General features: G+C 59.4%; 15 protein-coding genes. 12 read left to right on the top strand and 3 right to left on the bottom strand.

All coding sequences use genetic code 11. The features are described from left to right. Positions 1-185 precede the first annotated feature (185 nt). From N4A58_RS08370 to N4A58_RS08345, 6 genes are all read left to right on the top strand, one after another. Positions 186-1,625: a cache domain-containing protein gene (locus N4A58_RS08370; protein WP_293708906.1), complete on the top strand. Its 1,440-nt coding sequence runs from the start codon at positions 186-188 to the stop codon at positions 1,623-1,625. After that, positions 1,622-2,269, top strand: a complete 648-nt coding sequence (locus N4A58_RS08365; RefSeq protein WP_072706999.1) for a response regulator transcription factor — start codon at positions 1,622-1,624, stop codon at positions 2,267-2,269. Before N4A58_RS08370 ends, N4A58_RS08365 begins: the two co-directional genes overlap by 4 nt. Before the next feature lie 255 nt (positions 2,270-2,524). Then, positions 2,525-4,279: an acetolactate synthase 3 large subunit gene (locus N4A58_RS08360; protein ID WP_293708905.1), complete on the top strand. Its 1,755-nt coding sequence runs from the start codon at positions 2,525-2,527 to the stop codon at positions 4,277-4,279. A gap of 81 nt (positions 4,280-4,360) precedes the next feature. Then, positions 4,361-4,927, top strand: coding sequence for an acetolactate synthase small subunit (gene ilvN, locus N4A58_RS08355; protein ID WP_293708904.1), 567 nt, complete (start codon positions 4,361-4,363; stop codon positions 4,925-4,927). 69 nt (positions 4,928-4,996) lie between these two features. After that, on the top strand, positions 4,997-5,140 hold the full coding sequence (locus N4A58_RS08350; protein ID WP_293708903.1) for a hypothetical protein: 144 nt from the start codon (positions 4,997-4,999) through the stop codon (positions 5,138-5,140). 37 nt (positions 5,141-5,177) lie between these two features. After that, positions 5,178-5,516: a TfoX/Sxy family DNA transformation protein gene (locus N4A58_RS08345; protein WP_293708902.1), complete on the top strand. Its 339-nt coding sequence runs from the start codon at positions 5,178-5,180 to the stop codon at positions 5,514-5,516. Positions 5,517-5,518: 2 nt separating this feature from the next. Here N4A58_RS08345 and ndk read toward each other — a convergent pair whose 3' ends face one another. Continuing rightward, positions 5,519-5,941 carry a nucleoside-diphosphate kinase gene (gene ndk / locus N4A58_RS08340; RefSeq protein ID WP_072707004.1) on the bottom strand — a complete coding sequence of 141 codons (423 nt, stop codon included), beginning with the start codon at positions 5,939-5,941 and terminating at the stop codon, positions 5,519-5,521. A gap of 199 nt (positions 5,942-6,140) precedes the next feature. On the opposite strand from ndk, the gene N4A58_RS08335 reads away from it, so the two are divergent. From N4A58_RS08335 to N4A58_RS08325, 3 genes are all read left to right on the top strand, one after another. Next, on the top strand, positions 6,141-7,997 hold the full coding sequence (locus tag N4A58_RS08335; protein ID WP_293708901.1) for an ABC-F family ATP-binding cassette domain-containing protein: 1,857 nt from the start codon (positions 6,141-6,143) through the stop codon (positions 7,995-7,997). A gap of 70 nt (positions 7,998-8,067) precedes the next feature. After that, positions 8,068-8,685, top strand: coding sequence for a MarC family protein (locus tag N4A58_RS08330; RefSeq protein WP_293708900.1), 618 nt, complete (start codon positions 8,068-8,070; stop codon positions 8,683-8,685). 57 nt (positions 8,686-8,742) lie between these two features. Then, positions 8,743-9,333, top strand: a complete 591-nt coding sequence (locus tag N4A58_RS08325; RefSeq protein WP_293708899.1) for a TIGR02281 family clan AA aspartic protease — start codon at positions 8,743-8,745, stop codon at positions 9,331-9,333. A 4-nt stretch (positions 9,334-9,337) separates the two neighbouring features. Here the strand turns inward: N4A58_RS08325 and N4A58_RS08320 are convergent, their stop codons facing one another. Next, positions 9,338-9,796, bottom strand: coding sequence for a DNA polymerase III subunit chi (locus N4A58_RS08320; RefSeq protein ID WP_293708898.1), 459 nt, complete (start codon positions 9,794-9,796; stop codon positions 9,338-9,340). A 4-nt stretch (positions 9,797-9,800) separates the two neighbouring features. Then, complete coding sequence (locus tag N4A58_RS08315; RefSeq protein ID WP_293708897.1) at positions 9,801-11,267, bottom strand: leucyl aminopeptidase; 1,467 nt, start codon at positions 11,265-11,267, stop codon at positions 9,801-9,803. A 116-nt stretch (positions 11,268-11,383) separates the two neighbouring features. Here N4A58_RS08315 and lptF point away from each other — a divergent pair, with 116 nt between their 5' ends. From lptF to N4A58_RS08300, 3 genes are read left to right on the top strand one after another with little or no spacing between them, the layout of a single operon-like run. Beyond that, on the top strand, positions 11,384-12,508 hold the full coding sequence (gene lptF / locus N4A58_RS08310) for an LPS export ABC transporter permease LptF (RefSeq protein WP_293708896.1): 1,125 nt from the start codon (positions 11,384-11,386) through the stop codon (positions 12,506-12,508). Beyond that, the gene (lptG, locus tag N4A58_RS08305; RefSeq protein ID WP_092463854.1) at positions 12,505-13,602 is read left to right on the top strand and encodes an LPS export ABC transporter permease LptG; all 1,098 of its coding nucleotides are present in this window, start codon (positions 12,505-12,507) and stop codon (positions 13,600-13,602) included. Before lptF ends, lptG begins: the two co-directional genes overlap by 4 nt. Beyond that, on the top strand, positions 13,602-15,740 hold the full coding sequence (locus tag N4A58_RS08300) for an LPS assembly protein LptD (protein WP_293708895.1): 2,139 nt from the start codon (positions 13,602-13,604) through the stop codon (positions 15,738-15,740). The genes lptG and N4A58_RS08300 overlap by 1 nt, the downstream gene beginning before the upstream one ends. Positions 15,741-15,757 lie beyond the last annotated feature (17 nt).

Raw genomic sequence — 15,757 nt, 5'->3', positions numbered from 1 at the left:
TATCAAGTGGTGCGACCTTAGTGGCGGAAACCCGTTTGGCAAATACCAAGTACTACGTAGCAGCGCCGTTCTGGCCATATTTCCTGACCAAATCCGGCAAATTTTCAGGTTTCCAAGGGCCTGAGTCGCGCAATTTTATTTTAGCGCCGCTTGATCTTGGCTGCGGGTTCTGAGCGAATCGCCCCATGAAACAGATTCTCTTGCGTCTTCATTTCAGTTATGGGCAGAAGCTCTTCTTGCTCGCGACCCTGCCTCTAATCGGGGCTGTGGCCGCGATCTCGGTTGTGGTGGCGCTACAATCGCAAGAGTTGGCCCAGCGCGAGGTCCGCACGCTAGAATCCCAGCTGATTGATGTGAAAAAGCAAGAGCTTAAGAACTATGTCACGCTGGCGCGGAACAGCTTTTACTACATCTACGGGAACGCCGCCCCTGATGATGAAGAGGCCAAACGCAAGGTGATGCAGATCCTTGCTGCGATGATCTACGGGTCCGAGGGCTTCTTCTTTGTCTACGATTACGAGGGCAATAATCTGGTCTCACCGCGCCAGACGGACATGATCAACCAGAATTGGGCAGGCCTTTCTGATTCTACTGGAACGCCCGTGGTCGACGAGCTGATTCGCGTTGCACGATCCGGTGGGGGCTACCACACATATCTATGGCCCAAGCCCAGTACCGGCGAAGAGGCACAGATGATCACCTATGTGACCAGCTTTCCCAGTTGGCGATGGGCGGTGGGTACTGGCGTCTTTGTGGACGACGTGATCAAAACCGTTGCTGCGTCAAAGTCAGAGGTCGAGGCCCGCGTGCGCCGGACATTCTTTTACATCGGGGGGATTACCTTTGCCTCGCTTCTGATGGTGTTCGGAACGGGCATGATCATCAACGTGCGTGAACGCCGTCTGGCCGATGCGAAACTGAAAAGCCTGACCCAGCGGGTATTCGACGCCCAAGAAGAAGAGCGCGGCCGCGTGGCCCGCGAACTTCATGACAGCATCAGCCAAATTTTGGTGGGTGTTCGCTACGGGCTGGAATTGGCCAAGAAACGGTTCGCCAACAATGACCCCCGCGCGCCCGAAGCCATGAACCGCGGGATCGACAGTCTTTCCGGTGCGATCCAAGAGGTGCGCAGGATCAGTCGAGACCTTCGCCCCGGCGTGCTGGACGACCTTGGCCTTGGTCCTGCACTCAAGGCACTGACGGATGACTTCAGCACCCGCACGGGGATCGAGACACAGTTCAGCACGGTGGTGTTCCGCAATCGTCTGGACCAAGACGCCAAAATCGCGCTTTACCGGATCGCGCAGGAGGCCCTGACAAATATTGAACGGCATTCAGGCGCGGACCACGTCACCATCGACTTACGCGGCCACCGCAGCGGCGCGACCATGACCATTGCTGACAACGGTCATGGGTTCGAAACCGCCCGCCGCCAGAACCCGCGCCAAGGTCTAGGCCTGCGCAACATGCAAGAACGGGTCGAACAATTGGATGGCTCACTGAATATTCAATCGGGCAACTCTGGCACGCGGATTTCGGTGTCTGTCCCTCTCACCCACTTGTTGCCGCCCGAAAGCAGCAGTACCTCTGCGCCCAAGAAACCCATGACGGAGGTCCCCGAATGAGCACCGCGCCGATCCGCCTGCTGATCGTTGATGACCACCCGATGGTGGCCGACGGCATCGAAGCCATTCTCGAAGGGTATGACGATATCGAAGTCGTCGGCGTCCTGTGTAACGGGCAGGAAGCCATTGATCAGGTTGAAACGCTGAACCCCGATGTGATCCTCTTGGACCTGAACATGCCGGGTGTTGGTGGCCTGACCGCGACCGAGATCATCCTCGAACGCCGCCCCGAAACGCGCATCCTGATCCTGTCCATGCACGACAGTCCCGAATACATCAGCAGCGCCCTATCCCATGGCGCCCGTGGCTATGTGCTCAAAGACGTTCCGACCGAAGAGATCAAAACAGCCATCGATGCGGTAATGCGCGGCGAGCGGTACCTGTGCACCGGTGCAAGTGGATCACTGACCCCAGAGCCGACGGGCGACCGCGAACCCCTGACTTCTCGCGAACAAACGGTGCTGCTGCAACTGGCACAGGGTAAGTCGAACAAGGAAGTCGCGGCGGAACTGGACATCTCGGTCCGGACTGTGGAAACCCACCGCAAGAACATCAAACGCAAGCTTGGCATCTCGTCGACAGCAGGGCTGACACGGTACGCGCTAGAGCATGGGGTCCTGCAAGGGACAGGTCACGGACTCTGACCCTTCGCAATAATTTTATTTCAAACATGCCCATTCCCGCGAAATTTCCTACAAATGCGGTTGACCTCGGTTTTTGCCGCTTTTAATCAGGGCGCAGCAAACGGAGAGCCCCTATGGACCAGTCGGTCGTACTAGTCGTGGAAAATTGGCGCATGGGCCGGTAACGGACACCATAACGGTACCCCATGCGCCCCCGAGAAAATCGGGGGCTTTTTTGTTTCAAACAGAAGTGACGTCGTAAACGGAGACACGCAGATGACACGTCAGATGACCGGAGCGAAAATGGTAGTCCAGGCCCTGAAGGATCAGGGTGTGGAAGTCGTGTTCGGATACCCCGGTGGCGCCGTGCTACCGATCTACGACGAAATCTTTCAGCAGAACGATATCAAGCACATCCTCGTGCGCCACGAACAAGGCGCGGTGCACGCGGCCGAAGGCTATGCCCGTTCGACCGGCAAGCCTGGCGTTGTTCTGGTGACCTCGGGCCCCGGCGCGACGAACGCTGTGACCGGCCTGACCGATGCGCTGCTCGATTCGATCCCGCTGGTGGTTCTGTCGGGTCAGGTGCCGACCTTTATGATTGGCTCGGACGCGTTCCAAGAGGCCGACACCGTTGGCATCACCCGCCCATGCACCAAGCACAACTGGCTGGTCAAAGACACCGACCGTTTGTCAGCGACCATTCACGAGGGCTTCCACGTGGCGACCTCGGGTCGTCCCGGCCCCGTGCTGATTGACATCCCCAAGGACGTTCAGTTCGCATCGGGCACCTACAACGGTCCCAAGCAGGCGCGCACCAGCCACTACCAGCCCCAGGTCAAAGGCGATCTGGACATGATCAACGAACTCGTTGATGCGCTGGAAAAGGCGAAGCGCCCGATCTTCTACACCGGCGGCGGTGTCATCAACTCCGGCCCCGCAGCCAGCCAACTGCTGCGTGAACTGGTGGATACTACCGGTTTCCCGATCACCTCGACCCTGATGGGTCTTGGCGCTTACCCTGCTTCGGGCAAGGGCTGGTTGGGGATGCTTGGCATGCACGGCCTGTACGAAGCCAACATGGCGATGCACGACTGCGACCTGATGATCAACATCGGCGCCCGTTTTGATGACCGGATCACCGGCCGCATCGACGCGTTCAGCCCAAAGTCCAAGAAGGCGCATATCGACATCGATCCCAGCTCGATCAACAAAGTGATCCGCGTGGACATCCCGATCGTTGGCGATGTGGGCCACGTGCTGGAAGACATCCTGAAGGTCTGGAAATCGCGCGGACGCAAGACCAACCAAGAGGCTCTGGCGAAGTGGTGGAAACAGATCGAAGAATGGAAAGCTGTCCGCTGCCTGTCCTTCAAGCAAGAAGGCCCGGTGATCAAACCCCAGTACGCACTCCAGCGTCTTGAGGAACTGACCAAAGGCCACGACCGCTACATCACCACCGAGGTGGGCCAGCACCAGATGTGGGCGGCCCAGTACCTTGACTTCGAAGATCCGAACCGCTGGATGACCTCGGGTGGTCTGGGGACCATGGGCTACGGCGTTCCCGCGTCGGTTGGCGTGCAGATCGCGCACCCCGAGTCGCTGGTGATCAATGTCGCGGGCGAAGCCAGCTGGCTGATGAACATGCAGGAAATGTGCACCGCAGTTCAGTACCGTGCGCCGGTCAAGCAGTTCATCCTGAACAACGAACGTCTGGGTATGGTGCGTCAGTGGCAGCAGCTGCTTCACGGCGAGCGCTACTCGCAGTCGTGGTCCGAGGCTCTGCCCGACTTTGTGAAGCTCGCAGAGGCCTTTGGCTGCAAGGGCATCCTGTGCTCGGATCCCAAGGATCTGGATGATGCGATCATGGAAATGCTGAACTACGATGGTCCCGTGATCTTTGACTGCCTTGTTGAAAAGCACGAGAACTGCTTCCCGATGATCCCGTCGGGCGCGCCGCACAACGAGATGCTGCTTGGTGACGCGAATGCCACCGATGCCATCGGCTCGACCGGCGCGGTGCTGGTGTAATCCATAGGACAACAGGCGGCGGGTGCGCCCGCCGTCCCCTTGGCAGGTGCGCCTGCCGTTTCGGGTAGAGGAAATTTTCAGATGTCAGCAGCTCTCAACATCAAAAAAGGTTCGTCCAAGCATTCGGCGTATAACCTACGCCCCAACTTCTCGGACGTCGAAGAAACCCACACTCTGGCTGTCCTGGTGGACAACGAGGCCGGCGTTCTGGCCCGCGTGATCGGCCTATTCTCGGGCCGCGGCTACAACATCGAAAGCCTGACCGTGGCCGAGGTTGATCACGAAGGTCACCTGAGCCGCATCACCATCGTGACCACGGGCACCCCGCAGGTCATCAACCAGATCAAAGCACAGCTTGGCCGCATCGTCCCCGTTCACGAAGTGCATGACCTGACCGTCGAGGGCCCCTCGGTCCAGCGCGAACTGGCGCTGATCAAAGTGGCGTGCAACGGTGACAAGCGTGTCGAGGCCCTGCGTCTGGCGGATATCTTCCGCGCCAAGGTCGTGGACAGCACCTTGTCGAGCTTTGTATTCGAAATAACCGGCGCGCCCGACAAAATTGATGCGTTTGCGGACCTTATGCGCCCCCTCGGATTGGCCGAAGTGGCGCGAACAGGGGTGGCCGCTCTATCGAGAGGCGCATCCTAATATCCCTTGGCGGGACTTTTTTGGAACAAAGCCTCCGTTCAATAATTAATTTATTGAAAGGAGGCACTCATGCCGGACAACACATCCCCCGAGCCCGACCCGCAACAAAAGCAGGCAACCGAAGCGTTACGACGCGACGACACGCCTAAGAAAAAGAAGAAGAAACAGGACGACGAGCCTGACTTCATCTTTACCGACTTCGCAATGATCTGAAGTCTGGGATTGCCCCGCCCCCTTGCTATAAGGGGGCATGGCGACTCCTGTAACCTCCATCAAATACATCGGGCCTGCACAGGCCAAAGCGCTGGCAGCCGCTGGCATTCACGACGCCGAAACCCTACACGAGGTTGGCGCCCACGAGGCCTATGGCCGTATGTTGGCCTCGGGCCATTCCCCACATTTCATTTCATATTACGCGCTTGTCATGGCGCTGCAGGGCCGCCCTTGGAACGATTGCAAGGGACAGGAAAAGGATGACCTGCGGGTGGCGTTCGACGATCTGAAGGACGCCAGACATGACAAGGGCCGCTCCGAATTGGAAGCGGCCCTCGATATAATCGGGGTCATTGACCCCAAGATCCGTAGGTAGGCTTAGCCGACCAGTTCCAGACCCGAGAAGAAGAACGCGATTTCGTTCGCTGCGGTTTCGGGAGCGTCCGAACCGTGAACCGAGTTTTCGCCAACCGACAGAGCAAATTCTGCGCGGATGGTGCCTTCGGCTGCGTCTGCGGGGTTGGTTGCGCCCATGACTTCGCGGTTTTTCGCGATTGCGCCTTCACCTTCCAGAACCTGAACAACGACGGGTGCCGATGCCATGAATTCGCACAGTTCGCCATAGAAGGGACGCTCTGCGTGCACTTCGTAGAACTTGCCTGCCTGAGCGGGGGTCAGGTGGATGCGCTTCTGGGCAACGATGCGCAGACCTGCGTCTTCGAACTTGGCGTTGATTTTGCCGGTCAGGTTGCGGTTGGTTGCGTCGGGCTTGATGATGCTCAGAGTGCGTTCGGTGGCCATGGAAAACCTCATTTGAGTTAGACGTGAGCGGGCCGAAACCCGCGATCCCGCGCCCCCTAGCATGGAAAACTTTCTGGGGGAAGACAGCTTTGATGGCGGTAACGTCATGAGTCGGGAAATTCACGTAGCTTTCATGATTTCGCATCGATCCGGTGAATGGCCGCTTTCCGAGGGCATTGGGCTCTGCTAATCGCGGGACATGCTCAAGATTTCTGATATCTCCTATTCGATCGAAGGCCGCCCCCTGTTTGAAGGGGCCAGCGCCACCATTCCCGATGGCCACAAGGTGGGTCTGGTCGGGCCGAACGGCGCTGGCAAAACCACGCTGTTCCGCCTGATCCGCGGAGAGTTGACGCTGGACAGCGGCGACATCAGCCTGCCCTCGCGTGCCCGAATTGGCGGCGTCGCGCAGGAAGTTCCGGGCAACGAGGTCAGCCTGCTCAACACCGTTCTGGCCGCCGATACCGAGCGCGCCGAACTGATGGCAGAAGCCGAAACCGCCACAGACCCCCACCGCATCGCCGACATTCAGACCCGTCTGGTCGACATTGATGCCTGGAGCGCCGAGGGCCGCGCCTCGACCATCCTCAAGGGTCTGGGCTTTGACTACGAGGCGCAGCAGCGCCCTTGTTCGGCCTTCTCGGGTGGCTGGCGGATGCGCGTGGCCTTGGCGGCGGTGCTGTTCTCGGCGCCTGATCTGCTGCTCTTGGACGAACCGACCAACTATCTCGACCTCGAAGGGGCGCTGTGGCTCGAGGAATACCTTGCAACCTATCCCCACACGGTCATTGTGATCAGCCACGATCGCGGCCTCTTGAACCGCGCCGTGACCGAAATCCTACACCTCGAGGATCGCAAGCTGACCCTGTACCAAGGGGGCTACGACCGCTTTGCCAAGACCCGCGCCGAACAGCGCGCGGTTCTGGCCGCCGCCGCGAAAAAGCAGTCTGCCCGCCGCGAGCATCTGCAATCCTTTGTGGACCGTTTCCGCGCCAAGGCGACCAAGGCGAAGCAGGCCCAAGCTCGCCTGAAGATGATCGAAAAGATGGAGCCCATTAGCGCCCCCGAAGAGGCGGCCAAGCGGGTCTTCACCTTTCCCGAGCCCGAAGAACTGTCGCCCCCCATTGTCGCGATGGAAGGGGTCGAGGTCGGGTATGGCGACACCCCAATCCTGAAGCGTCTGAACCTGCGCATTGACCAAGACGACCGCATCGCCCTCTTGGGGAAAAACGGCGAGGGGAAATCGACCCTGTCGAAGCTGATCGCGGGCCGGCTTGAGCCGATGTCCGGCAAGCTGAACAAGTCGAACAAACTGCGGATCGGTTTTTTTGCGCAGCATCAGGTGGACGAACTGTACGTCGATGAAACGCCCCTCATGCACCTTCAGCGCCTGCGCCCCGAGGTACATCAGGCCAAGCTGCGCGCCAAATTGGCGGGCTTTGGCCTTGGCGCGGATCAGGCGGAAACCGAGGTTGGCAAACTGTCGGGCGGCCAGAAGGCTCGCCTATCACTGTTGCTCGCGACCTTGGACGCACCGCAACTGTTGATCCTCGACGAACCGACCAACCACCTTGATATCGAGAGCCGCGAGGCCTTGGTCGAGGCGCTGACCGCATACTCTGGCGCGGTTGTCCTGGTGAGCCACGACATGCACCTGCTTGGGATGGTCGCGGATCGCCTGTGGTTGGTCAAAGATGGGCGGGTCTCGCCTTACGAGGACGACCTCGAATCCTATCGCAAACTTCTGCTGACCAATGACACCCCCGCCCCCTCCAAAGCAAAATCCGAGGACAAGCCCAAGCGCCCCGGACGCGACGCTATGCAGGCCCTGCGGTCCGAGGCCCGCAAGTCCGAAGAGCGCGTCGAAAAGCTGATGGAGATGAAGGAAAAGCTGGAAGTCAAACTGGCTGACCCCGACCTCTATGACCCTGCCCGCAAGGACGAGGCGCTGCAGTGGCAAAAGAAAATGGCAGAGGTCGAAGAGGCGCTCGTTCGTGCCGAAGGCCTGTGGGAAGACGCCATGATGAAGCTCGAAGAGGCCGAGAACCCCGCCTGAGCCCTGCCAGAAAATCCTTGCGCGCGGGACCGTTCCCGAGGACGGTCACCCCAACTGACAGGAGCCCGACATGGATGTGAATTTCCTGATCACGGCGTTCGCGACGCTGTTCGTCATCATCGACCCCATCGGCCTGACCCCGCTGTTCGTGGCCCTGACCCAAGGCATGTCGCCGCAAAAGCGCCGCGCCATCGGCATCCGCGCCTGCTTTATCGCGGCATGCATTCTGACGGCCTTCTCGATCTTTGGCGAAGCTCTGCTCGGGTTCATCGGGATTTCCATGCATGCCTTCCGCATTGCGGGCGGCATCCTACTGTTCCTAACCGCGCTCGACATGCTGTTTCAGCGCCGCACCAAACGCCGTGAGGACCAAGCCGAAGAGGACGAAGGCCATGACCCCTCGGTCTTCCCCATCGCGATCCCGCTGATCGCAGGGCCCGGGGCGATCGCAACGATGATCCTGCTGACTGGCCAGACCGATGGAGTCCTTGGCTACCTGTCAGTGCTGGCTGTGATGCTCGCCGTTCTGGCGATCATGCTGGCGCTCTTCTTTACCGGCGGCGTGATCGAAAAGGCGCTGGGACGCACGGGTATCAACGTTGTCAGCCGTCTGCTTGGGATGCTCTTGGCCGCGCTTTCGGTGCAGTTCGTGCTGGATGGTCTGAGGGGCTTTGGCTTCGCGGGGTGACAAACACAGGATCGGTTCCCATATCAGTTGGGTTCTTGTCCCTGAGTGAAAGTCAAAATGTTCGATAGCCTACCCGGAGATGACATTGCCCGCGCCACTTATCTGGTGGTGCTCGGAAGCGCCTTGATCGGCATGGTTCTGCTGCGGATGCGGCCGGGCTTGATCCAAGGTCTGAAGACCGTAGCCGCGTGGGTTGTGATCTTTGGCGTGGTGGCAATTGGCGCGTCACTGTACGAGGACGTGCAGAACCAACACCCCATGCAGAGCTATTCCGCGCAGGACGCGCAGATCACCGTACCCCGCTCGCGGAACGGGCATTATTACCTGATGCTCGGGGTGAATGGGGTGCCGACGCGGTTCGTCGTGGACACGGGCGCAACAGATATTGTGCTGACCCAAGAGGCCGCGCGTGCGGCGGGCATCCCCTTGGACAATCTGCCCTACATGGGCCGCGCCATGACCGCGAACGGAGAGGTCCGCACGGCCCGCGTGACCCTGAACTCTCTGACTTTGGATGGGATCACAGACACGAACGTCAAAGCCTCGGTCAACGGCGGGGCCCTATATGAGTCACTCTTGGGAATGCGCTACCTGTCTCGGTTCGAGAAAATCGAGATCAGCGGAAATGAGATGATCCTCACCCGCTAAGGCGTTACTTTTCCGCCTTTTTCTCCCACCGACCGGATTCTTCGGACCAGTATTGGGCCGAGCACCCTGCGTCTGTCAGAGTTTTCCACTGCCCCCGCGCGTGGGTCAGTTGGTCGTGATCGTAGCCGTCAAAAACGATGCACACACGGTCGAGCGTGTTCACTTCGTCAGGTGCCACGTCGGCACGGTCAATCGCCATCAGGCAAACCGCATCATTAGGGCGCTCTGTCCCCGTGGTCAGCAGAACGGGCTGGAGCGCGTCATGCGTCCCTCCCGCGATGCCATGGGGCAGGAATTGCTCTTCCGGCCCCATCCAGAGTTTTTGGTCCAGCCATTCCAGCCGGCCCGCTTCGGTCCCGCGCACGGCCACACGCCACCCATTCCCCAGCGATCGGTCGATCAACAGGGACAGCGCCTCGTCCAGCGAGGATCGCGTCAGGTGGTAGAAGAAGGCCGCGCCCAAGAGATCAGCTTTCGTAGTTGTCGCGGACCAGACGGTCCAGCGCCATCACGCCCCAGCCGCTCGCGCCCTTGGGGTGAAGAGTGTGGTCGGCGCGGCTGGCAACACCTGCGATATCGAGATGGATCCAAGGGGTCTCTTCCTTGACGAACCGCAGAAGATATTGCGCCGCCGTGATAGAGCCTGCAGGGCGACCACCTACGTTTTTCATGTCAGCAATCGGACTCGCGATCTGCTTGTCATAGGCAGGCGCCAAAGGCATCCGCCATGCGCCTTCGTTCTCGGACTTGGCAGCCTTGAGGAAACTGTCGCAGAACACATCGTTGTTACTGAAAACCCCAGCGTGCTCGTGGCCCAGACCGATGATAATCGCGCCGGTCAAGGTCGCCAGATCGACAACACCTGCGGGCTTGAAGCGTTCTTGGGTGTACCAGAGCGCATCACACAGCACGAGGCGGCCTTCGGCGTCAGTGTTGATGATCTCGACCGTGTCACCCTTCATGGTGCGCACGATGTCACCGGGACGGATCGCATTGCCGTCGGGCATGTTCTCCACCAGACCAACGATGCCCACGACATTCGCTTTGGCTTTGCGCAGAGCGATGGTTTTCATAACGCCAGAGACGACGCCAGCGCCGCCCATATCCATGGTCATGTCTTCCATGCCGCCCGCGGGCTTCAGGCTGATGCCGCCAGTGTCGAACACAACGCCCTTGCCAACCAGTGCCAGCGGCGCGTCGCCGTCATTGCCACCATTCCATTGCATCACCACCAGCTTGGACGGGCTGACAGAGCCCTGCCCCACAGCCAGCATCGCGCGCATGCCCAGTTCGGCCAGTTGCTCTTCTTCCAGCACTTCGACGGTCACACCCAGCTCCGAGAGCGCCTCGAGACGGGCGGCGAATTCGGTGGTGGTCAGAACATTCGCAGGCTCGGACACCAGATCGCGGGTAAAGAAGACACCTTCGGCGATCGCAGCTTTGGGGGCGTAGGCGGCAGCGCCTGCTTCAGGATCGTTTACCATGACTGAAAGGCCCGCAGGCGCTTCGCCCTGATCGCCGGTTTTATGGTCGATAAAGGTATAGGTCCGCAGAACCGCCCCCAGCGCGACCTCCTCGGGGTGCTTCAGGCGCGCGGCGCACAGAACCGCGGGATCAGTGCCTCGTGCACGGGCCAAAGCGGCACCAGCCTTGCGGCTTTCATCCACGCCAGCTTTCTTGTCCAGCACCACGATGTCGATCGCCTTGGCGTTGCCTGCGGGATAGGACAGTGTCACGACCTCGCCAGTTTTGCGTTTGGCCCATTTTTCATCGCCCACCGCTTTGGCGATCGCGCCCTTGCTCAGGCGGTTCGCGCGACGCGCGAGCACATCTAGCTGACCATCGGGACCGACAAAGACAGCAATCCGCCCTTCGACAGCATCAAGCGCATCAGTTTCAGCGGCGATAAATTCTACGGCAACGGGTTGCGTCATCGAGTTCCTCCTTGTTTACCCAAGACCTAGCCCGCACGGCGGGGTTTTGCCAGATACCAGTTTGCACCCGACGGGCTTTCCGCTAGGGTCCGCACATTATTCGCACGGGGGAAAGAGTGGGACGCACCGATCGCTATATGCTGTCACAGCTTATGGTGCTGTTTGGGTTCTTTGCCCTTGTTCTGGTCAGTATCTACTGGATCAACCGTGCGGTTGTTCTGTTCGACACGCTGATCGGCGACGGCCAGTCCGTGGCTGTTTTCCTGGAATTCTCCATGCTGTCCTTGCCCGCAGTGATCGGCCTGGTGCTGCCGTTGGCCAGCTTTGCGGCGGCTGTGCAGATGACGAACCGTCTTTCAAGTGAAAGTGAACTGGTCGTTATGCAGGCAACCGGCTTTAGCCCGTGGCGGTTGGCCCGACCGGTGGCCATTTTCGGCATCGCGGTGGCGATCCTTGGGGGGGTGCTGACCAACGGCCTGATTCCCGCATCAAGCGAACAGTTGAAGCTGCGCGAAAAAGAGATCTCGCAAAACATGACCGCCAAACTCCTAAAGGACGGCGTGTTCTTGCATCCGACCCGTGGGGTGACCTTCTACATCCGCGACATTGCGGACAATGGCACGCTCGAGGATATGTTCCTGTCGGACAACCGCGACAGCGAAGCGCGTGTGACTTACACCGCCAAAGAAGCCTACCTGACCCGTTCCGACGGACGCCCACGCATGGTGATGGTAGACGGCATGACACAGTCTCTGGACCGCGCAACGGGGCGGCTGTCTGTCACCTATTTTGAGGACTTCGTCTACGACGTGAGCGGGTTTCTGACGAGTGAAGATGGCATCGACCCGAACCGTGATTTCATGTCCACTTGGGACCTTCTCACCAAAACTTCGGAAATGGCTGCGCTCGCCCGCGATACCGAGGGCGAGATATTGGAAACAGCGCACAAACGGATCAATGATCCGCTGCTTTGCCTCGTAACCGCTCTTCTGGGCTTTTCCGCTTTGCTCGCAGGCGGCTTTTCCCGTTTTGGGTCAGGCGCTTACATCCTTCTCTCAATCTTCTTGATCATCGTACTGATGATCATTCAAAGCGCGGTCAAAGATCCCGCCCGAACCAACGCTGCGCTCTGGTGGCTTACCTATTTGCCCAGTGTCGCAGGCTTTGGAATGATCGGTGTTCTGCTATCCTACGCCGCAGGGTACTTTCGCAGAACGCCCAAAGGCGAGGTCAGCGCATGATCCTGCATTTCTACTTCGCTCGCCGTTTCATGCGTGCGTTCTTGGGGACGTTCGGCGTATTCGTTGCCCTGACCTTTCTGCTGAACTTGGTCGAGGAGATTGGGCGCTTTGGCCCTGATACGATCACCTTTCTCGGGGCGGTCGAGCTTACGGCGCTGCGCGTGCCTGCAAACATCTATCAAATCACGCCGCTGATCATGATCCTTGCGACTTTGATCCTGTATCTGGGCCTAGCGCGCAGTTCTGAAATGGTCGTGACACGTGCATCTGGCCGGTCAGCCTTGCGTGCTCTGATTTCTCCGTTCCTGACGGCTCTGCTGCTCGGAGCGCTCATGGTCGGCGTGTTCAATCCCATTGTTGCGACCACGACGAAACGCTACGAGGCGCTCAAAACCTCCTACAAAGAAGGGGGCATCAGCGTCTTTTCGATCAGCCGCGAGGGGCTCTGGCTCCGCCAAGGCAGCCAGCGCGGACAGACAGTGATCCGCGCCCTAACAGCGAATTCCGACGGCAGCGCCCTAACCGATGTGACCTTCATCAGCTTTGACCCCGAAGGCGCGCCCTTGCGTCGGATCGAGGCTGGCACCGCCACCTTGAACGATGGCGCGTGGAGCTTGACCGACGCGAAATCGTGGGACCTGTCGATGAACGTCAACCCAGAGGCCAACGCCGCCTTTTACGACGATCTCACCATCCCTACGACCCTGACCCGACAAGGGATCGTCGACACCTTTGGCGACCCGCTGATCGTGCCAATCTGGCAGCTGCCCGCGTATATCTCTGATCTGGAAACTGCGGGTTTTTCGGGGCGGCGACACGCGATCTGGCTGCAGATGGAGCTATCGCGTCCCCTGTTCCTGGCCGCGATGGTTCTGGTGGGTGCAGCGTTTACCATGCGCCACACTCGTTTTGGCCGGACGGGGATCATGGTTCTTTCTGCGGTACTTCTGGCCTTTGCTCTGTACTTCATGCGCAACTTCGCGCAGATCCTTGGCGAAAACGGGCAGTTGCCTTTACAACTTGCAGCATGGGCACCCCCAGTCGCGGCAATTCTTCTGCCGCTCGGGCTCATCTTGCACCTTGAGGACGGATAATGCGTAAAACCTGGTTCGGGAAAGCCGCGATCATCGGCGCCCTGTTTGCCTCGACTTCGGTACTGGCCCAAACTGCCCAAGATGACGACGTCCCTGTCTATCTGATCGCGGATCAGGTATTTCTGGATGGCGAGGATCTACTGGTCGCATCGGGAAGTGTCGAAGCCCGCCAAGGCGAACGTCGCCTGATTGCCGAAAAGATCACCTATAATCAGGAGACAGATACTCTGACCATCGAGGGCAATATTCGCCTCGAAGATGGCAGCACTACGGTCGTTCTGGCCGACGCCGCGGAACTGAGCGACGACATGCGCGAGGGGATTTTGCAAGGCGCTCGTATGATTCTGGATGACCGCTTGCAACTGGCCGCAGTCGAGATGCAGCGCACCCAAGGGCGTTACCAGCAGATGTCCAAAGTCGCGGTCACCTCCTGCCACGTGTGCGACGACGGGCGCCCACCGCTCTGGCACATCCGCGCGCGCCGCGTGGTGCACGACCAGCAGACCCGAAACATCTATTTCGAGGGCGCTCAATTGCGCGTCTTGGATGTGCCGGTGTTCTATCTGCCTAAGATGCGCCTGCCCGATCCAACGGTCACACGCTCGCGCGGTTTTCTGATACCCGAAGCTGTGAGCAGCACGACCCTCGGCACTGCTGTCCGCACACCCTATTTCCTGCCAATCGGCGATCATGCAGACCTGACCGTCTCGCCCTTCTTGTCCGCGAAAACCAAGACGCTGGAACTGCGCTATCGTCAGGCCTTCTACAACGGGGACCTCGAGATCAACGCCGCCGGATCGCAAGACACGATCCGCGAAGATGTGGGCCGGAGCTATGTCTTCGCAGTCGGCGAGTTTGACCTGCCAGAGGATTTTAAAATCCAGTTTGATCTGGAGACCGTGTCCGACACGACTTACCTTCAGGAATACGATTATTCGTCCAAAGACCGGCTCGACAGTTCGCTGCAATTGACCCGCGACACCCGCGTCAGCTCCTTCGGCCTTGGCGGCACGTTCTTCGAAACCTTGCGCGTGACCGAAGAAAACGACACACAAGCGAGCCGCCTTGGCGAAGCGCGCTATGAATTGCGGATGGCTCCAGACTACATTGGCGGCGAGGCGCGTCTCGGTTTCCAAATCCACGAGCACGTACGTGACAGCCGCACCGATATCGTTGGCCGCGATGTACAGCGCGTGTCCAGCTCCATCGACTGGCGGAAAAGCTGGGTTGTTGGTAACGGTTTCGACTTCCAGTTCCTGAGCGGTGTAAGCACCGGCTACTTTGACTTGGACGACGACAGCACCCTACGCAATCGCGAGGAATACACGATCCCCTACGCAGCGGCGACTCTGCGTTGGCCGCTCGAGGCAATCGGCTCTGCAGGAGCGACGCATCTGGTCGAGCCAGTGATCCAGTTGGCGTGGTCCGAAGACGACACAAATAACATCCCGAACGATGAAAGCACCCGAGTCGAATTCGACAGCGGGAACCTGTTTTCAATCAGCCGCTTCCCTGCCGCTGACCAGAACGAGGATGGCTTTCGCGCGAATGTTGGCCTTAGCTGGACCCGCTGGGGCGTCGAGGGCAGCTATTCTCGCCTGAGCCTGGGACGTGTCATCCGCGCCGAAGAGGACAACCGCTTCTCCGAAAGCTCAGGGCTTGCCGGGCTCGAGTCCGACTGGTTGTTTGAAACCCAAATCGGTCAAGTCGAAGGCCCGATGCTGACCGCGCGCAGCCTGCTGGACGATCACTTGCGTCTGGCCAAGGTCGAGGCCCAGTTGAACTGGGTGTTCCCGCGGGGCGCGCTAGACGCAACCTACCTGTGGCTCGACGAAGACCAGCAAGAGGACCGCGACAACGAAGTGTCCGAATGGACCCTCGCTGGCACCTATGCGATCGACGACTATTGGACCGGCGCTGTGGAATGGCGCTATGATCTGGTCGACGACCGGACCTCGACTGCGGGGCTCGGGCTCCAATATCTAAACGAATGCGTCAAGATGGACCTTTCCGCCTCGCGCCGCTTCACCTCATCCGATAACCTTGATCCGTCCACGACCGTGGGGCTGACAGTTTCGCTGACAGGTTTCAGCGCTGGACGCAGCTCTGGTGCCGTGCGACAGACCTGTAAATCCTGACCCTGACTGACCCAAGA

Source organism: Donghicola sp., assembly GCF_025210255.1.
Taxonomy (GTDB): domain Bacteria; phylum Pseudomonadota; class Alphaproteobacteria; order Rhodobacterales; family Rhodobacteraceae; genus Donghicola; species Donghicola eburneus.
The sequence above is the reverse complement of the archived record's forward strand: the minus strand, read 5'-3'. Positions and strand labels throughout refer to the sequence as shown.